Source organism: Pseudomonas sp. NFPP02 (genome assembly GCF_900119355.1).
Taxonomy (GTDB): Bacteria; Pseudomonadota; Gammaproteobacteria; order Pseudomonadales; family Pseudomonadaceae; genus Aquipseudomonas; species Aquipseudomonas paracarnis.
In genome coordinates this window covers 298,733-323,001 of the sequence record NZ_FPJI01000003.1, presented here as the reverse complement: position 1 = coordinate 323,001, position 24,269 = coordinate 298,733, and the positions used below count along the sequence as shown (strand labels likewise).

The window sequence follows — 24,269 nt, the reverse complement described above, 5'->3', positions numbered from 1 at the left end:
TGCTCAAGCCTCTTTGCGCTCGGAGAAAAACTCCGTTTCACTGACGATACGGTTGACCAGGCGGCCCACGCCTTCGACTTCCACCACTACCTCATCCCCCGGCACCACATCGGCCAGGCCCTCGGGCGTGCCGGTGGCGATCATGTCGCCCGGTTGCAGGGTCATGAAGCTGGACAGGTATTCGATGAGGTAAGGGATATCGAAAATCATGTCTTTCGTGCTGCCTTCCTGGCGCAGTTCGCCGTTGATCCAGGTACGCAATTTCAGGTTGCCTGCGTCGGGCACATCGGCCACGTCGACAATCCATGGGCCGACCGGGGTGGTGGCGTCGCGGTTTTTCACGCGCAGGTTGGGGCGGTAGTAGTTTTCCAGGTAGTCGCGGATCGCGTAGTCGTTGCACACCGTGTAACCGGCCAGGTAGTCCAGGGCGTCGGCGCGCTTGACGTTGCGCGCGGTCTTGCCGATCACTGCCACCAGCTCGCACTCGTAGTGCATGTAGGCGACGTTGTCGGGGCGCCAACTGACTTGGCGGTGACCGGTGTAAGTGCCCACCGATTTGATGAATGCCAGCGGTTCGGTCGGCGGCGTAAAGGCCAGTTCGGCGGCGTGGTCGGCGTAGTTCAAACCCAGGGCGAACATGTTGCCGGTGGCGGGTGGCAGCCATTGCACCTGGTCTTCGGCCAGCAACCGCCCATCCTTCAGGCGCACGCTGCAGTCGGCTTGCACCAATACGTTGTGGGTTGCACCTTCAAAGTGGATACGTGCGCGTTTCATGCCGATGCCTCCGCTGCAATGGTGTTGCTCAGGCGGCCAATGCCGGTGATATCGACCTCAACCTGGTCGCCTGGCTGCACATCCACGCGGCCTTGCGGGGTGCCGGTGATCAGCACATCGCCGGGGTACAGGGTCATGAACTCGCTGATCTCGGCGATCAATTGCGGGATGTCGCGTACCCAATCGGCGGTAGAGCTTTCCTGGCGCAGCTCGCCATTGACGAACAGCTTGAGGCTCAATTGATTGGGGTTGGCCACTTGATCCCGCGCCACCAACTGCGGGCCCAGGGCGCAAAACCCATCGCGGCATTTGGCTTTGACGGCGGGGCGGTAGTAGCTGTCTTCCGGCAGGCTGAATTCATTCACCACCACATACCCGGCCACATGCGCCATGGCGTTCTCCAGGCTGACACGGCTGGCGCGCTGGCCGATCACCACACCCAGCGCCGGGCCCGGCTGCAGGCGCTCGCCCGCAGGCTGCAGCACTACGCCGCCATGGGCATTGCGGGTGTTGGGGGTTTTGATAAACAGCACCGGCTTGGTCGGCGGCTGCTGGTAGGGCGGCTGTTGGAAGGCGGCGAGATGCTGGTCCAGCAGGCCCTGGTAGTTCAGCGCAACGCCGAACAGGGTGCCGCTGGCAACATCATGCAGGGTTCGGCTCATGCGTTTCTCCTGGCGGTGACGACGGCTGCACAGGCCGTTCGTTAAGTTGTTAACGTTATAATTAATATGTTAACTACCGTCAAGCGTGGCACACTGCGCTGGCCTCACAACAACAAGAAGAGAGCCCCGTGAAGCCGATTCCCAACATCAACATCGGGCAGGTCTACGACCAGCGCTACAGCGACGCCGAGGTGCATTACGACAAGCTCGGCAACCTGGCGGGGTTTTTCGGGCGCAATATGGCGGTGCATCGCCATGACCGGTTTTTCCAGGTGCATTACGTCAAGAGTGGTGCAGTGCGGGTGTATCTGGATGACCGCCAGTACGTTGAATCGGGACCGATGTTTTTTCTCACGCCGCCCACGGTGGCCCATGCTTTTGTCACCGAAGCCGATGCCGACGGGCATGTGTTGACGGTGCGCCAGCAGCTTGTATGGGGATTGATCGACGCCGACCCCAGCCTCGCCTCCGGCGCCGCATGTGTGGCCTTGACTGGCGACGCTGAGGGCTTGGAACAACTCTTCGAGGCGCTGTGCAGTGAGATCAACGCCGAACGGGCAGGGCGCGCCGCCGCCCTCGACAGCCTGACGCGGTTGATCATGATCCGCCTGCTGCGCCTGTGCGCCCACGCCCAGCCGGCACGCCCGACAGCCCACGAAGACCTGCGCATCTTCCATCGTTTCAACGAGCTGATCGAAGCCCACTACCTGGAACATTGGCCGTTGGCGCGTTATGCCGAGAGTATTGGCGTGACCCAGGCGCGGCTCAATGAAGTGTGCCGACGCATTGCCGACCTGCCGTCCAAGCGCCTGATCCTTGAACGGCTGATGCAAGAGGCCAAGCGCCTGCTGTTGTTTACCGGCAGTTCCGCGAATGAAATCTGCTACCAGCTGGGGTTCAAGGACCCTGCGTATTTCAGCCGGTTTTTTTTGCGCTATGCACAGATGACACCGGGGGAGTACCGGCTGCGGCAGTCGGGGTTGCGCTGATATCCCAGGCGCCACCCAGTGCGGTATACAAATTCACCTCGGCGACCAACTGCGCCAGCCGGTCCACAATCAGCGCCTGTTGCGCGCTGAACAGCGAACGCTGCGCATCGAGGAACGTCAGGTTGCTGTCCACGCCGCTGCGGTAACGGTGCTCGGCCAGGTCATAGTAGTTCTGGTTGGCGGCGACGAAATCCCGTTGCGCCGCCAGTTGGTCGTTGAAGGTCTGGCGTGCGGCGAGGCCGTCGGCAACTTCCTGGAAGGCGCCCTGGATGGATTTTTCGTACTGGGCCACCGTGATGTCCTTCTGCAGCCTGGCGTAATCGAGGCTGGCGCGCAGGCTGCCGGCGTTGAAGATCGGCAGGTTGATCTGCGGCTGGAAGGTCCAGCTACCCGAGCCGCCCTTGAACAGCCCCGACAGCTCCTTGCTGGTGCTGCCGGCGTTTGCCGTCAGGGTCACGGAAGGAAAGAACGCAGCACGGGCCGCACCGATATTGGCGTTGGCCGCCTGCAACTGGTATTCGGCCTGGAGGATATCCGGGCGGCGTTGCAGCAGGTCCGAGGGCAAGCCGGCGGGCACGCGGGCGACCAGATCGTCGGCCAATGGGCGCGCAGGCAGGTGTTCATCCACCGGGCCACCCACCAGCAGCGTGAGGTTGTTGAGGTCCTGGGCCACCTGGCGTTCATAGCGGGCTACGCTGGCGCGGGTACTTTCCACTGCTGTGCGCGCTTGCACTACGTCCAGCGCCGAGGCTTTGCCTGCGCTTTTACTGCGGCTGGTCAATTGCCAGCTGTGGTCGTTGGCGACCAGGGTCTGCTCGGCCAGGGCCAGCAGTTCCTGATCGGCGCGCCAGGTCAGGTAGGCATTGGCGACGTTGGCCACCAGGCTCAATTGCGTACTGCGCCGCGCTTGTTCGGTGCCCAGGTAAGTGAGCAGCGCCTGTTCGCTGAGGCTGCGCACGCGGCCGAACAGATCCAGTTCGTAAGCGCTCAGGCCCAAGGTGGCGGAGTAATTGGAGGTTATCGCTGACTTGCCGGTGCCGGTCACGCTCCCCGGCAGCTTCTGGCGCTTGCCGGCGCCTGTGGCAGAGATCGCCGGGAACAGATCCGCGCGCTGGATTCGGTACTGGGCCTGGAACGCTTGCACATTCAGGGCCGCCACTCGCAGGTCGCGGTTGTTGAGCAGTGCATCATTAATCAGCTGTTGCAGCGCCGGGTCGCGGAACAGCTGCTGCCAGTCCGGGTTTTGCGCCTGGGTGCCGGCCTGCGCCAGGCGGTATACGCCGTCTTGGGGGTACTGCGCAGGCGTCGGCGCGGCTGGTCGCTGGTACTCGGGAATCAGCGAGCAACCGCCGAGCATCCAGGCCATGCCGACGGTGCACAGTGCTCGTGTGTTCATCAGGCGCCCACCATCCATTTGGCCAGGCCATGCCGGCCGCTCACGCCCAGCTTGGCGGCGGCGCGCTTGAGGTAGGTCTCGATCGAGCTGTTTTTGACACTGAGTTTCTCCGCGATTTGCGGCACGGTACCGCCGGTCAGCAGGCCCAGGCACACCTCCTGTTCCCGCGCCGAAAGGGTGATGTCGCTCAAAGACAAGCGTTTGTAGAACTCACGCTGCAACTGCGATTGTTCCAACAGGGTATGGGCCGGCTCAGTCTCGGCGTGCGGCGCCTGGCGCAGGCTCTGGGCGTGCCGTTCCATCAACGGCAACAGCGTGTCCGACAAGCACTTGAGAAACGACAACTCAGCCAGGGAGAACCCCTGCTGCGTCGGCGGGCGGTAGAACGAAATCACACAGCGTCGATTGCCCTGGCGCGATACCAGATTGCACTGGTGCGAAGTACCGCGCGGATGCGCGCTGTTGGCCTTGGCGTTCATCTGGATCAGCAGCGGGTCTTGCATGTGCAGCATCTGCCGCAACAGCGGGTGGTCGTTCAGCGCATGCAAGGTCTGGGGCACCGACAAATCCTTTTTCACCCCGGCGCTGCCCAGTAACTTGATGTCCAGCACGCGGTCGCGCAGTTCATCCAGGGTCCATTCGCTGAGGTCTACCAGGTGAATCGGTACCCACTTGCCCACCAGCTGCAACATCGTGGCGGCGAAATGTTCGTCGCCGCTGTTTGAAATCAACTCGCCCATTTCGGCATAAAAATGCGGGCCGCAGGTGTCGCCAATACTCGGGGTCAGACTCATAGCCATCTCATCCTTGATGTCGAAAACCGTCAACGGTTGCCCAGGGCCTGTGCAGGGCGCTCCGTACTGCTTGAACGTAACTCGGCGTTCGAAATTTTATTTAGCCATAGGGATTTGTCCTACGTATGTAGCGGAAACGAGGGACACAAGCTGCCATAAAAGCTGCGCCATTAATCCGACGTTTCTCGTGAATTAAGCCGGCTACGTACAGGTGTAAGTTATTTTTAGTTTTAGTTAAGTTATTGATGTAAATGATGAATTATTAAAATAAAGGGGTTATCCAGAGGCTCGGCATGGATGAGCTGTAGCCAATCTCCTACAACGCTTTAATCGTTTCAGCCATGAACCTTCGATCAAGGCCTATCCATCCATTTGAATGTCCGGGTTTCGGGTGTCAGACACCCCTCGGCGGCCATGCTCCAATCCGGCAACTTCGGCGTAATGGGCCACCTCTGCGCGGCCAGTGCCTGACCCCCATGAGAAGGATCTTATGCAGTATTCCTCCAGCCAGCCGGCCCGCTTCCCCCTCACTGGCGCCCAACAAGACATTTGGCTCGACCAACTGCGCGTGGGCGATTCGCCGCTGTACAACATTGGCGGCTATCTGGATTTTGCCGGCACCGTCGAGCCCGAACGCATGCAGCATGCTGTCGCACTGCTGGTGGCCCGTCACGATGCACTACGCACCCAACTGCACACCGACGCCAATGGCCTGCCTGGGCAAACATTCGCCCCGGAGCTGAAGGTGGAAATGGCGCTGCATGATTTCTCCGCGCTGCCCGACCCATCCGCGGCAAGCCAAACCTTGATGCAGGCGCAAATGGCTCGGCCCTACGCCCTGAGCGGCGAGCCACTGTGCCGTTTTTTCCTGGTCAAACTTGATGATGATCACTACCGCCTCGGTACCCAGGCTCATCACCTGATCCTCGACGGCTGGGGCTTCGGCCAGATGCTGCAATCCCTCGCGCAGCTCTACAGCGCCCTGGAGCAGGGGCACGCCACCGAGCCACTGGCGCCTTCCTACATCGACTTTATCGACACCGACCAACGCTACCTGCAATCGGCCCGCTACGCCCGCGACCGTGATTATTGGCTGGGCAAATACCAGGTGCTGCCCGAGCCGCTGCTCACCCCCAGGCACAACACCAAGACGTCGAGCAACACCTGGGTGCAGGGCTTTCCGGTGCAGTTGCTCAACCGCATGGAGCAGGTTGCCAACCACTACCAGGCGTCGGCCTTTCATGTGTTGCTGGCGGCGATGTATGTGTATTTCACCCGCACCAGCCAACGGCAGGAATGGGGAGTAGGCCTGCCGATTCTCAACCGCTCCAACGCGCGTTTTCGCGCCACTGTGGGCCTCTTCACCCAGGTCAGCGCGGTACGTTTTGCGTTCAACGAGGGCGTGTCTTTCGGTGCTCTGGTACGGGGCATCCGTGATCAGCTCAAGCAGGATTTTCGTCATCAGCGCTTCCCGTTGAGTGAGATGAACCGCGAGCTGGGCTTGCGCCGAACAGATCGCGGGCAACTCTTCGACGTGTCGGTATCGTTCGAGCAGGACGACCACGACCTGCGCTTCGGTCAGGTCCAGGCCCGCGCGATCAAGGTCTCCAATCACCATGAAGCGCTACCGCTCGCCCTTCATCTGCGCAGCAACCGTTACCAGGACAATGCGTGGCTGCATTGCGTCTACAACGAGGCGTATTTCCAGGCGCACGATGTGCAGGCGTTGGCCCAGCGTTTCATCGGGCTGCTGGAGCAGGGGTTGGAGGACACTGCGCTGCCCATCGGCGAGTTTTGCATGCTGCTGCCCGAGGAGCAGGCCCGACTGCTGCACTGGAACGCCACCGCGCAGCCCAACGCCACGCCGCAAACCCTGCACCAGCGTATCGAGGCCCAGGCCGCACGCACGCCCCACGCGATTGCGGCGGTGTTTCAGGACCGTTCACTGAGCTACACCCAACTCAACCGCCAGGCCAATGCACTCGCCCATCAACTAGTGGCGCTCGGCGTACAGCCCGATGACCGTGTCGCAATCCTGGCCCGGCGTGGCCTTGACACCCTGGCGGGGCTGTTGGCGATCCTCAAGGCCGGCGCCTGCTACGTGCCGCTTGACCCGGCCCATCCCGGCGAACGCCTGGAGTACCTGCTGCACGACAGCGCGCCCGCGGCCATCCTGACTCAGCGCGATTTACGCCAGCGTCTGCCCGTCTCGACGGTACCGGTGATCGCGCTGGAGCCTGGTAGCGCATCCATCGACAGTAACCCTCAGGTTGCCGTCACGCCGTCGAACCTGGCTTACGTGATTTACACCTCGGGTTCCACCGGGTTGCCCAAGGGTGTGATGGTCGAACATCACAGCGTGTCGAACCTGGTGGACTGGCATTGCCAAGCGTTCGACCTGCATGCGGGCAGCCACACTGCCAGCGTCGCCGGCTTCGGTTTTGATGCCATGGCCTGGGAAGTCTGGCCGGCGTTGTGCGTGGGGGCGACCTTGCACCTGCCACCGGCCCATGAAGGCGCGGAAGATATCGACGCGTTGCTCGGCTGGTGGCGCTCGCAACCATTGGATGTGTGTTTCCTGCCCACGCCTGTGGCCGAATATGCGTTCAGCCAGGGGCTGGGGCATCCTACCTTGCGCACCTTGCTGATCGGCGGCGACCGCCTGCGCACCTTCCCCCAGGCACAGACGTTCGCGGTGGTGAACAACTATGGCCCCACCGAAGCCACCGTTGTGACGACCTCGGGGCGCGTTGAGGTGGGCCAGCCGTTGCATATCGGCGCGCCGGTCGCCAATGCCCGCGTCTACCTGCTGGACGCGCAGCAACGCCCGGTGCCGATTGGCGTGGCGGGGGAGTTGTATGTCGGCGGCAAGGGCGTGGCGCGGGGGTACCTGAACCGTGCCGAGTTGAGTGCCGAACGGTTTATCGACGACCCTTTCAGCGGCGGTCGCATGTACCGCACCGGCGACCTGGCGCGCTGGCTGCCAGACGGCAATCTCGACTACCTGGGGCGCAATGACGACCAGGTAAAAATCCGTGGCGTGCGCATCGAACTGGGGGAAATCGAGTCGGCCCTGGCCAGCCATCCGGCGCTTCAGGACGCGGTGGTGCAGTTTCGCGACGGGCAATTATGGGCGTGGTTTGTGCCCCGTCAGCCTGTGGAAATCGAAGTGCTGCGCACTCACCTGCAAGCCTCGCTGCCGGACTACATGCTGCCGGCGGCTTACGTGTGCCTCGACGCGTTGCCCCTCACCGCCAACGGCAAGCTCGACCGCCGAGCCTTGCCGTCACCGACCCAGGAAGCCTTTATCACCCGCCGCTTCGAAGCGCCACAAGAGGGCGTGGAGACCACACTGGCGCAGATCTGGGCCGAGTTGCTGAATGTGCAGCCAGTGGGCCGCCATGACCATTTCTTCGAGCTGGGCGGGCATTCGCTGTTGGCGGTGCAACTGGTGCAGCGCATGCGCGAGGCCGGCCTGCGCGCCGATGTGCAAGTGCTGTTCGGCCAGCCCACCCTGGCGGCGCTGGCGGCGGCGTGTGTCGGTCACGAACAGGCGGTGCCGGCCAATCGAATCCCGGCCGGTTGCACCCATATCACCAAGGATTTGCTCGTTCTTGCCGAACTTGACCAAACCAGCCTTGACCGCATCGTCGCCGGCATCCCTGGCGGCGCCGCCAACGTGCAGGATATCTATCCGCTGGCGCCGTTGCAGGAAGGGTTGCTCTACCACCACCTCACCGATGCGCACGACCCGTACCAGCAACAAGCGCTGTTCAGCTTCGCGCGCCGCGAGCAGCTGGATGCCTTCGCCAGTGCCCTGCAACAGGTGATCGATCGCCACGATATTTTGCGCACCAGCCTGGTGTGGGATGCCCTGGAACAACCGATGCAGGTGGTGTGGCGCCAGGCGCAGCTGCGAGTTGAAGTGCTGCGCGAACCGGCGCAACCCCTGGACTTGCGCCAGGCGCCGCTGATGGCCCTGGATTACGCCGAGGAGCCCCAGCACCAGCGCTGGGTCGCCAGGCTGCGCTTTCATCATCTGGTCAACGATGCCACGTCGACCACGCTGCTGGTGGACGAGATTCGTGCCCATCTGCTGGGTCAACAGGCGCAGCTGCCTGTGCCCGTGCCTTATCGCAACATGGTCGCGCAGGCCCGCTCAACGGCTCGCCAGGCGGCGCACGAGGCGTTCTTTCGAGAGCGTCTGGCGGATGTCGATGAGCCGACCTTGGCGTTCGGCCTACAGAAGCGTCAGGCCCTGCGTGCCGAGACCGAAGAGGCGCAGCGCTCGCTCAGCGACGCGCTCAATCTGCGCCTGCGCAGCCAGGCACGAGCCCTGGGGGTCAGTGCCGCGAGCCTTTTCCACCTGGCCTGGGCTCAGGTGCTCAGCCGTGTCGCCGGCCGCGAAGATGTGGTGTTCGGTACCGTGCTGCTCGGCCGCTTGCAAGCCGGCGAGGGGGCCGAGCGGGCCTTGGGCATGTTTATCAACACCTTGCCGCTGCGCCTGCGCCTGGCCGGGAAAAACGTGGCGGATGCGCTGCACGACACTCACGCGCAACTGAGCGCTTTGCTCGCCCATGAACAGGCGTCCCTGGCGTTGGCCCAGCGTCGTAGCGGTGTGCCGGAACTGTTCAACAGTCTGCTCAACTATCGTCACACCTCGGCGGACCCTGGCCTGAACCTTGTGCCGGGCATTGCCTTGCTTAGCAGTGAAGACATCCTCAGTTACCCGTTGATGCTCACGGTGGACGACACGGCCAGCGGCTTCCGGCTCAAGGTCATGGCCCCGGACACAGTGGGCGCTGAACCTGTCTTGAGCTACTTCGACACCGCGCTGAACGGCCTGCTGGACGCATTGGAAAGCACGCCGGATATGCCGCTGCGCGGTGTGCAGGTGCTGCCCGCGAGCCAGTTGCAAACTCTATTGGTGGACTTCAACGCAACCTCCACCGACTACCCACAAACGCTGACCGTGCAAGCGCTGTTTGAAGCCCATGCGCGGCGAACCCCCGATGCCATTGCGGTGCAGGCGGGTCAGCACGCATTGACCTACCGCCAACTCAACGAACGTGCCAACCAACTGGCTTTTCACTTGCGTGAGCACGGCGTACAACCGGACTCGCGGGTGGCGTTGTGCGTGGAGCGTGGGTTGGACTTGGTGGTGGGCTTATTGGGAATTCTCAAGGCGGGCGGCGCCTACGTGCCGCTCGACCCAGGTTACCCACGCGAGCGCCTGGCCTACATGCTCACAGACAGCCAGCCAGTGGCGCTGTTGGTACAAGCTGCCACTCGCGAAGGGGTGGGCGATGTCTCGATCCCGCTGATCGACTTCGACCACTGCACCTGGAATCAGGCGCCAATCGACAATCCAAGCGTGCCAGGCTTGAGCGTCGCCAATCTCGCCTACGTGATGTACACCTCGGGCTCCACCGGCACGCCCAAGGGTGTGATGATCGAGCACCGTGGCCTGGGCAACCTGTTGCATTGGGGCTCGCAACTGTGCCCGAACGCCGAAGGCGGCGCCTTGTTGCAGCGCGCGCCGTTCAGCTTCGATGGTTCTGTGTGGGAGCTGTTCTGGCCGTTGAGCAACGGCATGCGCCTGGTGTTGGCGCGGCCCGATGGGCACCGTGAACCGGCGTACCTGGCCCAGGTGATTCGTGAGCAGCAGATCAGGGTGATCCAGTTCGTGCCCGCCATGTTGCAGCAGTTTCTGGACCTGGACGAATCGGCCCTGTGCACCAGCCTCACTGATATAGTGTGCGGCGGCGGCGAACTCACCGCCGCCTTGGCCCGTGGCGTGCAGGCGCGCTTGCCCACGGTGCGCTTGCATAACGTGTACGGCCCCACCGAAGCCACGGTAGACAGCTGCGCCTGGACCCTCGAACCCGACGCGCCGGTGCCCGCCTTGCAACTGCCGATTGGCCGCGCCATCAACAACACCCGCCTGTATGTCCTGGACGCTCATGATGCGCCGGTACCCATGGGTATCAGCGGCCAACTGCACATCGGCGGCGTCGGCGTTGCCCGTGGTTACCTGGGCTTGGAACAGCTGACCGCCGAACGTTTCATCGACAGCCCCTTCGTGCCCGGCGACCGCCTGTATCGCACCGGCGACCTGGTGCGCTACCTGCCAGACGGCAATCTTGAATTCCTTGGGCGTAACGACTTCCAAGTCAAGCTGCGCGGTGTGCGCCTGGAGCTGGGAGAGATCGAAGCACACCTGGCCGCCCACCCGGCGCTGCACGAGGTGGCGGTATTGATTCGCGATGAGCGCCTGGTGGCCTACTTTACCTTGCGCGGCCAGGCGCCGAGCCTGCAAGCCTTGCGTGACCATGTGCTGGAGCACCTGCCGGAATACATGGTGCCGGCCGCCTTCGTGCAACTCGACGCACTACCCCTCAACCCCGCCGGCAAACTCGACCGCAAGGCCCTGCCGGCGCCAGGGTTGGAGGCCGTGCTTAGCCGAGCCTACGAAGCGCCAGTGGGCGAGGTGGAAACCCTGATGGCCGGGATCTGGGCCGACGTGTTGAAGCTCGAACGGGTAGGGCGCCATGACCACTTCTTTGAACTGGGCGGGCACTCCCTGTTGGCAGTGAACCTGGTAGCCCGCCTGCGCAAGGCCGGGCTGGACGTGGACGCACGCACCTTGTTCAGCCAGCCCACGCTGGCACAACTGGCCGCGAAAACGGCGGCGCAGGCCCCCCGCGTGGAAGCTCCCCAAGCCGCCATCCCCCAACTCAACCGCCGTCGACGGATTTAGCTGACTTGTGGTGAGGGGAGCTTGCGGTGGAAGCGGCTTGCTCGCGTAAGCGGCCTGACAGCCGGCATTGATCCAACTGATGCCCTGCGAACCCATGTGGGAGCTGGCTTGCCTGCGATGGCCATAGGTATCTACACAACTTTGTAGCCTGTAGCCGCCGACGGTAACCACGATGCGAAGCGAGCCGCTCTTGATCTTGATCTGCTTTTGATCTTAGGCGCCCCGTTAAACCACGCTGTCGGATTACGGGCACACCGAGACTACGCGAGGTGCCGAGTGGTGGGGCAAGAGCCTTTTGGTTACTTTTGGCTGGGCCGGCATTCCGGCTCTTTTCAACAGTGACCCGCTGTAAAAGCGGAACCAATAGCAGCCATTGCCGCAGGAACCGATATGTACGCGGTCTGACCCGAGATACTGGTCGGCTTTAAGACCGCCTTCGCAGGCAAGCCAGCTCCCACATGGGATCGCGGGGCATCAGTTATATCAGCGTCGGCTGTCAGGCCGTCGCGGGAGCAAGCTCCCTCGCCACAGGTCCTGCGTCGCATTAAAGTTGTGTAGATATCTATGCTGCGATGGCATCGACCCGGTTCGCCTGAACTACCAAGGTATTTGCATCAATACCAAGGTAGGAGCGATTCACCGTAGTCTTGGCAATCTCCAACAAATGCCACACCGCCAGAATCTTCGCCATGAAAAAAGGCCAGCAAGCAACAGTACCTCAGCGTATCCCCGGAACAAACGCCACACTCCCTCCCTCACGCGCCTTGAACAACCGCTCCCCATTATCCGGTTGCGTCGTCACCACTTGATGATCCACCCCCAGGAACGCCAACGGCGCGGGCTCGTCCTTGGAATACTGCGCGACGATTATCGTGCGTTGCGGATCAAACCCCTGGCCGCTGGTTTTCTCCAGCCAGGCCATGAATGCGGCGCTGTCGCCCTGGCGCGGGAAGTCCTGGCTTTCGCTGACGTAGTAGAAAGGTTTGCCGTGGTTTTGCAGGTACATGGGCAGTTTGTTGTCGACCTCTACCAGCACCAGTTGCCATTGGTTCCAGGGTGCGCTTTTTTCTGCCTGGGCTTGCAGGTCGGCGGCGAAGCGGGTGACGCCGCCGTTGCCGTTGGTCCAGGGGTAGATCACGCCCAGCACCAGCAAGAGCAGGCCTGCGCTGAGGCCAATGCCTGTTTGCCAGCGCGGCCAGCTCGAAGGTTTTTTGTGCAGGCGTTCACTCAGCCACCAGGCGGCGAGCAGTTGGGCGAAGGGCACCAGCGGCAACACGTAGTAGCTGCGGCGGCTGCCGCTGGCGGTGAAGAATACAAACAACAGGCCCAGGCCCCACACTAGCCAGCGTACGTTGGGCGGCGCCCTGCGCCAGTTGCGCACGGCCAGCCACAGGCCAAGTAACCAGCAGGGTGCCCAGGGTAGGGTGTAGACCGGCAAGTAGATCAGGTAGGTGTAGATCGGCCCCATATGGTCGAAGGGGTCGAAGAAGCGCACCACGTTTTCGCGGAACACCAGCTCCAGGCCGCTCTCGCCGTAAGTGGGGGCGCCGTAGCGGTGGGACAGTACAAAGGGAATCGCGTACACGATGCCTGCGATGAGCAGGGCCAGCACCAAGCGCAGGTTGAGGTGGCGTTTGTAGCGGTGTTCGCTGAGCAAGTGTGGCAACAGCACCAGGCCCGGCAGCACCACACCGATCAAGCCCTTGAACAGTGAGGTGGCGGCCAGCAACAGGAAAAACACCGTATAGCGCCCCAACCGCGTGTCATCCGGCCCACGCCAATACCACCACACCGCTGCCAGCACGCCGCACACGGTGAGGACATCGGCGGTGGCCACGCGGGCCCAGAACAGGAAGTAGAAGGTGGTGGCGAGCATCCACCCGGCAATCAGCCCGGTGCCTTTGCGAAACAGGCGTTCACCGATCAGGTACACCAGCCAGATGCTCAACCACGCGGCAATCACCGATGACAGGCGCAGCGACCACGGGCCGAGGCCGCCGAGCAGATGGGCAAACCCGGTGATCAGCCAGTAGGAGGGCAGGGGTTTGTCGTAATACGGCGTGCCTTTGAGGTATGGGTCGAAATAGTCACCGCTTTGCAGCATCTGCAAGGCGATATTCGCCCAGCGCGTTTCCGGCCCCCACAGTTCGCGGCTGCCCAGGCCCAGCAAGAGCAGCAAGGCCGAGGTGCCCAGCAGTAACACCAGGGCGCCGCGTTCGGTTTTCCAGAAACTCATGGGATGTTCCCCGTGGCAGGCGCTGCATTCAAGGTAGTTGGGGGTAAATCGTCAGCACCAGGTCGCCCTTGCGATAACGTTTTCCGCCGGGAGGCAATTGCCCTTCTTCGCGGTGTTCGCTGGTGCTCTTGACCTGCATCAGCACGCCGACCGACCCGTGTTGGCGGGCCTCGGCCAACCAGGCCTGGACACTGTCCGGCGTGACCTTGCGCTGTGCCGCGTCTTCGTAGTTCAAGCCGTAGCGCAGCTCACCCTGGGTGTTATAAAACGCCACGTCGGGCCGGCGCAGGCGCCAGGTTAATGCCGATGCCAGGCCCAGGTCATTGCTCAGCAAAGCACGGGTAGGTTGCAGTTCGTCCAGATGTTCCAGCACGAACTGGTCGGGCATCTCGTTATCTTCGATCAGAGCCGGCATGCCCGCCGGTAGCAATGCCACCAGCAAACCAATGCCCAGGGCAGGCATCGCCCACAACGTCAGCGGGCGCACCGCTTGCAACAGGTTGGCGAGGATCCAGCCCAGCAGCACGATAAACGTCAGGGACAGGTTGAACATCTCCGCATGGCTATTGCTGTACAGCGGGCGGGTGATTTGCAGGTAGATCAGCGCCACCATGGCCGTCATGCCAAGCACGAAATTGAGCGCGCCGTTGATGACTAGGGTGCGCGCCTTGCCTTGCTTGATCAGGTCGATCAGACCGTGGCCCATTAACAAGGCCAGGGGCAACAGGCACGGCATGATGTAGGTCGGCAATTTGCCTTTGCTCAGGCTGAAAAAGCCCAGGGGAAGCAGCAGCCACAGGGCGAGAAAGGCAATCGCCGGCTGGCGCTTTTCCTGCCAGGTTTTTAGCAGGGTGCCGGGTAGCAAGGCAGCCCACGGCAGGCACGCCACCACCATGATTGGCAGGAAGAACCACAGCGGCCGCGCATGCTGTGCGTTGTCGGCGGCAAAGCGGCGGATGTGCTCATGCCAGAAAAAGAAATGCCAGTAATCTGGTTCCCGCAGGTGGATCGCCAGGGCCCATGGCAGGCACACCAGCACGGCAACCAGCACCGCCAGCGGCCCGTAGCGCATCAACTCACCGACGCGCCGCTGCCAGACCAGATAGGGCACGGCGATCAACACCGGCAACAGCCAGGCCAGGAACCCTTTGGTCATGAACCCCATGGCGCAGGCCACGCCCAACACCGCCCAGGCACCCAGGCGTTCCCATGGCGTGCGGCAGTCCAAGGCAAACCACAACGCCACCAGGCTCAGGTTCACCCACAGGGTGAATTGCGGGTCGAGGTTGGCATACCCGGCTTGCCCGGCCACCAGGCCAAAACTCAGGTAGAGCAGGGCGCAGGCAAAGCTCTTGCGCGGCTCGTTCCACACGCGACGGGCGAGCAGGTAGGCCAGCACCACACTCAAGCCCGTGCTCAGCACTGAGGCGATACGCACGCCGAAGAGGTTTTCACCGAACACCGCCTGGCCAAGGGCGATCAGCCAATAGCCGGCGGCGGGCTTCTCGAAATAACGCACGCCCATGAAGTGCGGCGCCACCCAGTTACCGCTCATCAGCATTTCCTGGCTGACCTGGGCGTAGCGGGTTTCGTCCGGCGTCCATAAACCGTGAAAGCCCAGGGGCAACAGGAAGAACACGGCAACGCCCAGCAATAGCCAGGACACAGGGTTTATGCGGGGCATGCGCACATCGCTCCATAACGTTCAAGTACGGGCAATGGCGGTATTAACTTAATAGGGCGAAGCATCGTAAGGGTCACTAAGTTGTTGTTGGAGAGCATAACTAACAGGCGCGGCTAAACATGCCAGAGTGGGGCTGTCGTTTTGCTGAACGTCTCAAGGCTTAATATGTAAACAAGTGTAATTAAAGTTGTTTAAGTGCGGCGGTCCACTCTTCGCTGTTCATGGTGCCCATGGCCTTGAAGGTGCCGTTGGGCAGCACCTTGACGAACAGTGCGCTGCCGTACTCTGCAGCGGCTGCGTGAGGGAAGCCGAGGCTGGTCTGGAAGTCGCTCATGCAGGCGCTGTGGGTGATCAGCATCAGGTTGCGTCCCGGCTGTTTGTGGCCGAGGATTTCACCGCCCATGGCGTCGCCGCAGATGGCCAGCGGGCCGGGGGACAGCTCGGTCTTGCCGAACATGAACAGTGACGTCTGGGCGGTTCGCGTGGTGGGGCTGCTGAGCACGTCGGTCAGAGCCATGCCCAATGAATCAAAGGCTTTGCCCAGTTCGACAGCGCGTTCAGTGCCGTTGATGGTCAGGCCATCGGCAGGGCCGAAGCAGGGGTTGGCCGAGCGGTCGCAGCGCTCCTCATGGCGCACCAGCACCACCAGCTCACCCTCACGCCAACTGGCGAGCACCCCGGAGGTCACCAGGCGATTGCCCACGCCCAGGTCCAGGGGCGAGCTGGGCCAGAATAAAAAACCCGTCAACAACAAGGCGGTAACGCTGATGCCAAGCAGGTGCAGGCGGTATTTTCTCAGGCGTTTTAACCTTGACCTTTTGGGTTGGGGATTGGCCAGGATCATGTCTGCCACGCGGTTCATCCTCGGCACTGTTTATTGTGTTTATAAAAAGGCTGCACGATTGGGCAGTTGCCCTTGGTGAGGCAGGAGACTGTCACAGCACCGCTGTCTTTTTGCTGAACACTTGCATGTTAAGAGTGTCACTTGGATTAACTAATAAGTTGTGAGTCACCACGAGTTGGCGGGCACTTTAAAGTTCGGTGGATGGGCAGACGGTGAAATCCATGTGAAAAATTTGCGTAGGCACGAGCGTCAGCCGTTATTCTCATTGCTGGTCCTTCAGATGAGCGTTCTTATGTTGCAGGTGCAAGGTGTTGTTAAAAACTACGCGACCCCGCAAGGCCCGCTGACTGTTCTGGCTGGCGTCGACCTGCACCTGGGTGAACGCAGCAGCCTGGCGCTGATGGGCGAATCGGGCAGTGGCAAAAGCACCTTGCTGCACCTGGTGGCTGGGTTGGACCGAGTGGACGCCGGCAGCATCCGCATCGGCGAGCAGCGCCTTGACCAACTCAACGAAGGGCAACTGGCCCATTGGCGCCGCACGCAAATCGGCCTGGTCTTCCAGCAGTTCAACCTGATCGGCAGCTTGCGCGTGGAAGACAACCTGGCGTTCCAGGCGCGGCTGGCGGGGCGTTTCGACCCGCACTGGCAAGCGCAATTGGTGGAGCGCCTGGGGCTGGGCGACTTGCTCCGGCGTTACCCCGAGCAACTCTCCGGTGGCCAGCAGCAACGGGTTGCCGTCGGGCGGGCGCTGGCCTCGCGGCCGGGTTTGTTGCTGGCTGACGAACCCACCGGCAACCTCGACGAAGCTACCAGCGATGAAGTGCTGCAACTGCTGTTGGACCTGCTGCGGGACAGCCCCACCAGCCTGCTGATGGTCACCCACAGCCCGCGCCTAGCCGCACGGCTTGACCGGCAAGTGGTGCTGCACCGTGGGCGTGTCGTGCCGATGGACGCTCGCTGAGATGGCGCTGTTTTACTGGACGCTGCGCGCGTTGCTGAGCCACTGGCGGCGTCATCCGGTGCAATTTTCCAGCGTGCTCACCGGCCTGTGGCTGGCCACCGCGCTACTGACCGGCGTGCAGGCCCTCAACAGCCAGGCGCGGGACAGCTACGCACGTGCCAGCCAATTGATCGGTGGAGAACCCCAAGCCAGCCTGGTTGCGCCGGACGCCGCCAGTTTCCCCCAGGCACTGTTTGCCGAGCTGCGCCGCGCCGGCTGGCCGGTATCCCCGGTGGTGCAGGGGCGGGTGGTGCTCCAGGGGCGTGAGCAGCAGCGTCTGCAACTGATGGGCATCGACCCGGTGTCGTTACCCGGCAGCGGCAGCGTGGCGGGGCAACGCTTGAGCCAGGCGCAGATGCTGGCGTTTTTCGAGCCGCCGGGGCGTACCTGGGTCGCTGCGCAAACGTTAGAGGCGCTGGGGTTGCAGGCGGGCGAGCAGCCGCTGACGTCCACCGGGCAACGCCTGCCACCGTTGCAGGTACAGGCCGATATGGCGCCCGGCCTGCTGCTGACCGATATCGGCTTTGCCCAACCCCTGCTCAACATGCCTGGGCGCCTGTCGCGCCTACTGTTGGACAACACCTTCGCCGCCCACCACCCCACGCCACCCGCCGCGTTGCAACTCAAGCAGGGCGAGGACAGCAACCTGTCACGCCTCACCGAAAGCTTTCACCTGAACCTGGATGCGGTGGGTTTTTTATCCTTTGTGGTGGGGCTGTTTATCGTGCATGCGGCCATCGGCCTGGCCCTGGAACAGCGCCGTGGTCTGCTGCGAACCTTGCGCGCTTGTGGAGTCAGCGCACGCATGCTGATCCTGAGCCTGGGCGTCGAATTGGGCGCTTTGGCGGTGTTGAGCGGTGTGCTCGGTATCGCCAGCGGCTACCTGCTGGCCAGCCTGTTGCTGCCGGATGTCGCCGCCAGTTTGCGCGGCCTGTACGGCGCCGAAGTCGCCGGCCAATTGAACTTGAGCCCCTGGTGGTGGCTGGCCGGCCTGGGCGTGAGCCTGCTCGGCGCGTTGCTCGCCGGAGCCAGCAGCCTGTGGCGCGCAGCGCGTTTGCCGTTACTGGCGCTGGCCAACGCCCAAGCCTGGCATCAAGCCCATGGGCGCTGGCTGCGGCGCCAGGGGTGGGTGGCGTCCGCGGCCCTGGCGATCGCGTTATTGGCGCTGTGGCTGGGCGATAGCCTGGCCGCCGGGTTTGTGCTGATGGCGGCCTTGCTGTTGGGCGCGGCATTGGCACTACCGGTGCTGCTCAATGGGTTATTGAAAGCCGTGCTGGGGCGTAGTCGCTCGGTACTGGGCCAGTGGTTCCTGGCCGATTGCCGCCAGCAACTGCCGGCCTTGAGCCTGGCGCTGATGGCGTTGCTGTTGGCCCTGGCGGCGAATATCGGCGCCGGCTCCATGACCTCGGGCTTTCGCCAGACCTTCACCCATTGGCTGGAGCAACGCCTCACCGCCGAGCTGTACCTCAACCCGCAAAATCCGCAGCAGGCCGAGCAACTGAAGACGTGGTTGACCCGTCAGCCCCTGGTGCAGGCCGTATTGCCCGCCTGGCAGGTGGCGGTGCAACTGCAAGGCTGGCCCGCCGAGGTGTTCGGCGTGGTCGACAACCCCACTTATCGTCAACACTGGCCGTTGCTGGAGGCAGTGGACGCGCCCTGGGACCGCTTGCTGCAAGACGACAGCCTGATGCTCAGCGAACAACTGGCGCGACGCCTGAAGGTGCAACTGGGCGACACGGTTTCCATCCCCACCCCGCAGGGCACCTGGGCGCCGAAGATCGTCGGCATCTACGCCGACTACGGCAACCCCAAGGGCCATCTGCTGGTCAATGCCCGGCACCTGTTGGCGCATTGGCCGACGCTCTCACCGGCACGCTTCAACCTGCGGGTAGCGCCTGCCGACGTGCCGTCGCTGATCCGTGAAGTGCAGCGTGAGTTCGCCCTGGAAGACAGCCGCATCGTCGACCAACAGCAACTCAAGGGGTGGTCCAGCCAGGTCTTCGAACGCACCTTCGCTGCCACCGCCGCGTTGAACAGCCTGACCCTTGGCGTCGCTGGCGTGGCGCTGTTCATCAGCCTGCTGACCCAGAGCCAAAGCCGACTCGGCCAACTCGCGCCGTTGTGGGCGCTGGGCGTGACTCGCCGACAATTGATGCTGCTCAACCTCGGCCAGACCTGGCTGCTGGCGGTACTCACGTTGATCCTGGCGTTGCCGCTGGGGCTGTTGCTGGCGTGGTGCCTGGATGCGGTGATCAACGTGCAGGCCTTCGGCTGGCGCCTGCCGCTGCAGGTATTCCCCGGGCAGCTTGCGCAATTGCTGGGGCTGGCGATGCTTGCCACCTTGCTCGCGTCGGCCTGGCCCTTATGGCAGTTGTACCGCAGCCGTCCGGCGGATTTGTTGAGGACGTTCGCCCATGAAGATTAAGGCATTGGCGTGCATCGCCTGGTTACTGCTGAGCGGCTGCGACCAGGCGCCCGCACCCGAGGACAGTTTCGCCGGGCTGGGCAGCGATGCGGCGGACTTTGCCCAGGTGGTGCCCGGCAAAGTCTTCAGTTTTCCCGAGGACCACGGGCCCCACGACGGCTTTCGTATCGAATGGTGGTACGTCACGGCCAACCTCAAGGATGCCCAGGGCAATGTCTTCGGCGTGCAATGGACGCTGTTTCGCAACGCATTGAAGGCCGGCCCCGTCCAACCGGGCTGGCGCGATTCAACCGTGTGGCTCGGCCACGCCGCCGTCACCTCCGCCACCCGCCACTACGCCGCCGAACGCCTGGCCCGGGGTGGCGTCGGCCAGGCGGGGGCTCAGGCAGAGCCGTTCAACGCCTGGATCGACGACTGGAACTTCGCCACCCGCCCCGGCGCCGCCAGCCCCCTGGCTGACATGCAACTCAAGGCCAGTGGCGCGCAATTTGCCTACGACCTGCACCTGACTTCCAGCCGCCCGCTGGTGCTGCAAGGCGACCATGGCTACAGCCGCAAATCCGACCAGGGCCAGGCGTCGTACTACTACAGCCAGCCGTTTTTCACCGCCAGCGGCAGCGTCAACCTCGACGGCCACACCTACCAGGTCAGCGGCCCAGCCTGGCTCGACCGCGAATGGAGCAGCCAACCCCTTGCCGCCAGCCAGACCGGCTGGGACTGGTTCTCCCTGCATCTGGACCGCGGCGCGCAGCTGATGCTGTTTCGCGTGCGGCAGAAAGACAGCGACGGTTACCTCACCGGCACCTGGATCGACGCCCAGGGCCACACCGAGACCTTGCACAACAGCGATATCCAACTCACACCGCTGACCACCACGGCCATCGACGGGCGCAACATTCCCACACGCTGGTCGCTGAAAATTCCCGGCAAACAGCTGGACATCACCACCGAGGCCGTCAACCCGAAGGCGTGGATGGACCTGGGTATACCGTACTGGGAAGGGCCGGTGCGGTTTGAGGGTGGGGTGGGGTATTTGGAGATGACGGGGTATTAGGGGGTATAGCAGGGTAGTTTTGCCCTACGACTCGACGGGTAATACTCGTACAGGCTTTTCAAAAAAAATACTGTACATGCATACAGTCTTATCCTACAGTCCATCCCAGGTGACCGGATGTCACCGGTTACCTGAGCTTCAATTTTTTAACTATGGATGGATAAAAAATGAAATCGAAAAAAGCCTTTATGCTAGGCGCGGCCATGATGGCCTCCTGCTTCGTTTCGGCCTTTGCCCTGGCTGATCAAGCGCCTGCGAAACTCAGTGCCGAAGCGGTCAAGCAGGCCGTGAACAAAGCGCTCAAGTCCGGCGGCAAGCTGGACGCCTCGAAGGTTTCGACCGAACTCAAGAAAAAACTGCTGGTGGCCAAGTCTGGTCAGTCCAAGGCCGTGACCCGATCCCTCAAGTCCGAGCCGTTCGACAGCGTGGTGAGTGAGTTGAAAAAGCCGGCGCAAGGCGCGTTGAAAGGTGCGGCTATCGCGGCGTTTGAACCGCTGTTTCCAACCCTGGATATCAACACGCTTTACACCGTCGATGCGGTGCAAGCCGGTAACGAGTTTGCCTACCACTTCAACCTGCCGCAGAACGCGCGGGTGCAGGTGCAACTGGTCAACCAGAGCGCAGGCGCGGATATGTCGCTGACCCTGTTTCAGGATGACGGCCAGGGCAACCTGAGTGTGGTCGGTTCGTCGGATGCTGCAGGCAATGCCGATGAATACCTCAACGGCGTGCTGCCGGCCGGCGACTACTACTGGTACATGGTGGCCAAGGTCGCCGATAACGCGCAGTTCAGTTTCGGCGTGGCGGTGGACAGCAACATCGACGCGTTCGAGCCCAACGACAGCGCGCAAACCGCGTTCGTATTGCCCGATTCGATGAACAAGGTCAGCGGCAATCTCGACAGCGCCAACGATGTCGATTACTTCGACTTCACGGCGGTCCGTGGCCAAAGCGTGAGCATGTACCTGGCGGGCGACGAGAACGGCAGCCGAAACCAGTGGATCTTCGACCGCTTTGATGGCGCCAACTGGGTCACCGTGCCGGCCGGTTCTACCTCGACCTACCCGAGCGTCGCGCCGGGCACCACGGTGAAGGTGCGTGTACGGGCCAACCCGGCTGTGGCGCAGGACCCGAGCAAGTATTACCAACTGAGCCTGGGTTCCACACCGCGCTTGAACACCAGCAGTGTCAAAGGTGACAACATCGTGCGGGTGACGGAAGTGTGGCTGGCCACGCAAACCGCTCGGCTGTTGAACTGGTCGACCCAATGGTCGGACTCCACCGGTGCGCCGTTGCTGGGGGTCACGCCGGTATTGCGCGTCGATAACCACTTCGTCGACTTGAACTACCGTTGGGTTGACTACAAAGCGACTACCAACAGCGCGGGTGTATCAGAGGCCACGGCTAATATCGGTACGTGCTTCGGTGACTACACAACGGTGATCAACGACAGCAGCACTGGTGTGCCTTACAAGTGGCGTACCACCTACAACGAGGGTGGCTGGCGTATTGAGCTGGCTGAGTTCCCTGGTGTGGGCGTTGGCGGTGAGAACGTGCAATACGTCAGCCTGGGGCATATCTGCACTCAGGACATCATCCACTGACAGCGTGATGTGAAGCAGAAGGGGCGGCCTCTAGAGGCTGCCCCTTTTTTGTGGCTTTTTCCTGATCATTTCTGGCTATCGTGAGAACGCGGCTCCCAATACAAAGTGCCAAACAAATAGTCCATCAACGGCAGCACGATATTGAAGTTACGCCCCTGCATCAGCTCACGACGGTGATGCAGGGCATGCAGGCGGTGCATCTGGCGAATCCATGGCAGGCGTGCCACCGGGTGTTCGGCAGGCAGGTGTTCGCAGGCATGGAACACTTCGTAGAGCAGGTAGCCAAGGATCATGCAGCCTGCAAACAACCCGGCAACGTTGGGGCTCAGTTGGCTGAGCAGCCACCAGGCGGGAAGGGTGATGGCCAGGCTGTGCAGCATGATCAGCCAGGCTGGAAACAGGATGACGCGCCAGTCCCGAGGGCTGTCGTAGGTCATGTGGCCGGGGGTGAAGAAGCTGTGATGATCGCCGGTGTGGCGTGCGTAGAACAGCCGGGCGAATGCATGTTTGTGATGGCCCAGGTGGCGGTGCACGAGGTAGATGCACAGGTTGAAGAACAGCAGGGTCAGGGGCACGGTCAGCCACTGCAGGGCGGTGATATCGGCGGTGGAGGACCAGGCCAGCGTGATGCAGGCGATGCCGTAGCCAAGCACGAATGCGGCGTGCAGCCAGGGGTTGTAACGCGGGTTGACGCTTGCGCGGTAACGGTCGCGGAAAGTCTCGGTCGGGTGGGGCATGGCCGGCTGCTCGCTGTGTTTTTATTTGAGGCTGAGCTTAGTTGGCGTAAGCGGATGTGCGAGTTTTTACTGACCACCTCATCCCTCCTGTAGGAGCGAGCTTGCTCGCGAAAAATGTCAACGATAACGCGGGCTTCTGAATAAACGCGGCGCCTGTGAGTTTTTCGCGAGCAAGCTCGCTCCTACAACCGGAGAGCAAGCCAGCTCCCACGTTTTTGCCCGAGACCGACCAGTGGAGGCTTGCACAGGTCTGAATTACTTGTTAGTTTCTGGCAAAATGTTAACGATAACATTTGCTCTAAAAATAAAAACAAAACAGAGACCCACGCCATGAAAATGCTCCCGAAAACCCTGTGTTTACTGGCTGCCAGCATCACCCTGGGCAGCGCGACCCCCGCGTTTGCCGACGCTGCCAAGCCCATCCGCATCGGCGCCTCGTTCCAGGAAATCAACAACCCCTATTTCGTCACCATGAAAAACGCCCTGGAAGAAGCCGGCGCGACCATCGGTGCCAAGTTGATCATCACCGACGCCCGCCACGACGTGTCCAAGCAGGTCAGTGATGTCGAAGACATGCTGCAAAAGGGCATCGACATCCTGCTGATCAACCCCACTGATTCCGTCGGTGTGCAATCGGCTGTCAAGTCGGCCCATGCTGCCGGTGTCGTAGTGGTGGCGGTGGATGCCCAGGCAGATGGCCCGTTGGATTCATTCGTGGGCTCGAAGAACTTCGACGCCGGTTTCCAGGCCTGTGAGTACCTGGCTAAAACCATCGGTGACAAAGGCAATATCGCTATCCTTGACGGCATCGCCGTGGTGCCGATCCTCGAACGTGTGCGCGGCTGCAAAGAGGCGGTGGCCAAGCACCCGGACATCAAGATCGTCAGCATCCAGAACGGCAAACAGGAACGCGATCAGGCCCTCACCGTCACCGAAAACATGTTGCAGGCCCAGCCTACCCTCAAGGGCATTTTCAGCGTGAATGACAATGGCTCTCTCGGCGCGCTGTCGGCCATCGAAGCCAGCGGTATGGACGTGAAGCTGGTCAGCGTCGACGGTGCGCCGGAAGCGATCAAGGCGATCCAGAAACCCGGCAGCCATTTCATCGCCACCTCGGCCCAATACCCCCGCGACCAGATCCGCCTAGCACTGGGCATCGCCCTGGCCAAGAAGTGGGGCGCCCAAGTACCGGCCAGCGTGCCGGTGGACATCACCCTGATCGACCAGGCCAAGGCCAAGGACTTCAGCTGGTAAACCCCCAGGCCCCGCGTAGTTCGTGGGGCCCAGGTCTTCCTTCTGAGTGCGAGGTC

16 protein-coding genes are annotated in these 24,269 nt (G+C 62.3%); 7 read left to right on the top strand and 9 right to left on the bottom strand.

The window, feature by feature from the left end:
• Positions 1-3: 3 nt before the first annotated feature.
• Both BT204_RS07505 and BT204_RS07500 read right to left on the bottom strand, forming a co-directional pair.
• A complete protein-coding gene (locus BT204_RS07505; RefSeq protein WP_072446193.1) occupies positions 4-774 on the bottom strand; it encodes a fumarylacetoacetate hydrolase family protein in 771 nt (256 codons plus the stop codon).
• Entirely contained in the window at positions 771-1,436 is a 666-nt protein-coding gene (locus BT204_RS07500) for a fumarylacetoacetate hydrolase family protein (protein WP_054917480.1), read from the bottom strand. Before BT204_RS07500 ends, BT204_RS07505 begins: the two co-directional genes overlap by 4 nt.
• Before the next feature lie 128 nt (positions 1,437-1,564).
• On the opposite strand from BT204_RS07500, the gene hpaA reads away from it, so the two are divergent.
• Positions 1,565-2,425: a 4-hydroxyphenylacetate catabolism regulatory protein HpaA gene (gene hpaA, locus BT204_RS07495; RefSeq protein WP_054917478.1), complete on the top strand. Its 861-nt coding sequence runs from the start codon at positions 1,565-1,567 to the stop codon at positions 2,423-2,425.
• Here the strand turns inward: hpaA and BT204_RS07490 are convergent.
• A complete protein-coding gene (locus BT204_RS07490; protein WP_139271478.1) occupies positions 2,352-3,821 on the bottom strand; it encodes an efflux transporter outer membrane subunit in 1,470 nt (489 codons plus the stop codon). The two genes, hpaA and BT204_RS07490, sit on opposite strands and share 74 nt — an antisense overlap.
• Positions 3,821-4,615, bottom strand: coding sequence for a helix-turn-helix transcriptional regulator (locus BT204_RS07485; RefSeq protein ID WP_054897417.1), 795 nt, complete (start codon positions 4,613-4,615; stop codon positions 3,821-3,823). Before BT204_RS07485 ends, BT204_RS07490 begins: the two co-directional genes overlap by 1 nt.
• Positions 4,616-5,105: 490 nt before the next feature.
• On the opposite strand from BT204_RS07485, the gene BT204_RS07480 reads away from it, so the two are divergent.
• Positions 5,106-11,375, top strand: coding sequence for a non-ribosomal peptide synthetase (locus BT204_RS07480; RefSeq protein ID WP_072446188.1), 6,270 nt, complete (start codon positions 5,106-5,108; stop codon positions 11,373-11,375).
• 562 nt (positions 11,376-11,937) lie between these two features.
• Here BT204_RS07480 and BT204_RS28265 read toward each other — a convergent pair.
• The 4 genes from BT204_RS28265 to BT204_RS07465 form a co-directional block, all read right to left on the bottom strand.
• Positions 11,938-12,066 carry a hypothetical protein gene (locus tag BT204_RS28265; protein WP_275655144.1) on the bottom strand — a complete coding sequence of 43 codons (129 nt, stop codon included), beginning with the start codon at positions 12,064-12,066 and terminating at the stop codon, positions 11,938-11,940.
• A 27-nt stretch (positions 12,067-12,093) separates the two neighbouring features.
• Complete coding sequence (locus BT204_RS07475) at positions 12,094-13,611, bottom strand: ArnT family glycosyltransferase (RefSeq protein ID WP_057974984.1); 1,518 nt, start codon at positions 13,609-13,611, stop codon at positions 12,094-12,096.
• Positions 13,612-13,639: 28 nt separating this feature from the next.
• Entirely contained in the window at positions 13,640-15,295 is a 1,656-nt protein-coding gene (arnT, locus tag BT204_RS07470) for a lipid IV(A) 4-amino-4-deoxy-L-arabinosyltransferase (protein ID WP_072446185.1), read from the bottom strand.
• 181 nt (positions 15,296-15,476) lie between these two features.
• Positions 15,477-16,157, bottom strand: coding sequence for a lipopolysaccharide core heptose(II)-phosphate phosphatase PmrG (locus BT204_RS07465; RefSeq protein WP_034128177.1), 681 nt, complete (start codon positions 16,155-16,157; stop codon positions 15,477-15,479).
• 274 nt (positions 16,158-16,431) lie between these two features.
• Here BT204_RS07465 and BT204_RS07460 point away from each other — a divergent pair, with 274 nt between their 5' ends.
• From BT204_RS07460 to BT204_RS07445, 4 genes are all read left to right on the top strand, one after another.
• Positions 16,432-17,100: an ABC transporter ATP-binding protein gene (locus BT204_RS07460; RefSeq protein WP_020301318.1), complete on the top strand. Its 669-nt coding sequence runs from the start codon at positions 16,432-16,434 to the stop codon at positions 17,098-17,100.
• A 1-nt stretch (position 17,101) separates the two neighbouring features.
• A complete protein-coding gene (locus BT204_RS07455; RefSeq protein ID WP_072446182.1) occupies positions 17,102-19,564 on the top strand; it encodes an ABC transporter permease in 2,463 nt (820 codons plus the stop codon).
• The gene (locus BT204_RS07450; RefSeq protein ID WP_054897424.1) at positions 19,554-20,618 is read left to right on the top strand and encodes a lipocalin-like domain-containing protein; all 1,065 of its coding nucleotides are present in this window, start codon (positions 19,554-19,556) and stop codon (positions 20,616-20,618) included. The genes BT204_RS07455 and BT204_RS07450 overlap by 11 nt, the downstream gene beginning before the upstream one ends.
• Positions 20,619-20,785: 167 nt before the next feature.
• Positions 20,786-22,222 (top strand): pre-peptidase C-terminal domain-containing protein, encoded by a 1,437-nt coding sequence (locus BT204_RS07445; RefSeq protein ID WP_054897425.1) that lies wholly within the window; start codon positions 20,786-20,788, stop codon positions 22,220-22,222.
• Between the two features lie 65 nt (positions 22,223-22,287).
• Here the strand turns inward: BT204_RS07445 and BT204_RS07440 are convergent, their stop codons facing one another.
• A complete protein-coding gene (locus BT204_RS07440) occupies positions 22,288-22,959 on the bottom strand; it encodes a sterol desaturase family protein (RefSeq protein ID WP_054897426.1) in 672 nt (223 codons plus the stop codon).
• A 330-nt stretch (positions 22,960-23,289) separates the two neighbouring features.
• Here BT204_RS07440 and BT204_RS07435 point away from each other — a divergent pair, with 330 nt between their 5' ends.
• Positions 23,290-24,213, top strand: coding sequence for a substrate-binding domain-containing protein (locus BT204_RS07435; RefSeq protein WP_014719049.1), 924 nt, complete (start codon positions 23,290-23,292; stop codon positions 24,211-24,213).
• The last annotated feature ends 56 nt before the right edge of the window (positions 24,214-24,269 follow it).

Coding starts and splice junctions, on each gene's coding strand:
- BT204_RS07505 (WP_072446193.1), bottom strand. CDS start 774: ATGAAACGCGCACGTATCCACTTTGAAGGTGCAACCCACAACGTATTG.
- BT204_RS28265 (WP_275655144.1), bottom strand. CDS start 12,066: ATGGCGAAGATTCTGGCGGTGTGGCATTTGTTGGAGATTGCCAAGACT.
- BT204_RS07460 (WP_020301318.1), top strand. CDS start 16,432: ATGTTGCAGGTGCAAGGTGTTGTTAAAAACTACGCGACCCCGCAAGGC.
- BT204_RS07455 (WP_072446182.1), top strand. CDS start 17,102: ATGGCGCTGTTTTACTGGACGCTGCGCGCGTTGCTGAGCCACTGGCGG.
- BT204_RS07445 (WP_054897425.1), top strand. CDS start 20,786: ATGAAATCGAAAAAAGCCTTTATGCTAGGCGCGGCCATGATGGCCTCC.
- BT204_RS07490 (WP_139271478.1), bottom strand. CDS start 3,821: ATGAACACACGAGCACTGTGCACCGTCGGCATGGCCTGGATGCTCGGC.
- BT204_RS07480 (WP_072446188.1), top strand. CDS start 5,106: ATGCAGTATTCCTCCAGCCAGCCGGCCCGCTTCCCCCTCACTGGCGCC.
- BT204_RS07440 (WP_054897426.1), bottom strand. CDS start 22,959: ATGCCCCACCCGACCGAGACTTTCCGCGACCGTTACCGCGCAAGCGTC.
- BT204_RS07465 (WP_034128177.1), bottom strand. CDS start 16,157: ATGAACCGCGTGGCAGACATGATCCTGGCCAATCCCCAACCCAAAAGG.
- BT204_RS07500 (WP_054917480.1), bottom strand. CDS start 1,436: ATGAGCCGAACCCTGCATGATGTTGCCAGCGGCACCCTGTTCGGCGTT.
- BT204_RS07485 (WP_054897417.1), bottom strand. CDS start 4,615: ATGAGTCTGACCCCGAGTATTGGCGACACCTGCGGCCCGCATTTTTAT.
- BT204_RS07450 (WP_054897424.1), top strand. CDS start 19,554: ATGAAGATTAAGGCATTGGCGTGCATCGCCTGGTTACTGCTGAGCGGC.
- BT204_RS07475 (WP_057974984.1), bottom strand. CDS start 13,611: ATGAGTTTCTGGAAAACCGAACGCGGCGCCCTGGTGTTACTGCTGGGC.
- BT204_RS07435 (WP_014719049.1), top strand. CDS start 23,290: ATGAAAATGCTCCCGAAAACCCTGTGTTTACTGGCTGCCAGCATCACC.
- arnT (WP_072446185.1), bottom strand. CDS start 15,295: ATGCCCCGCATAAACCCTGTGTCCTGGCTATTGCTGGGCGTTGCCGTG.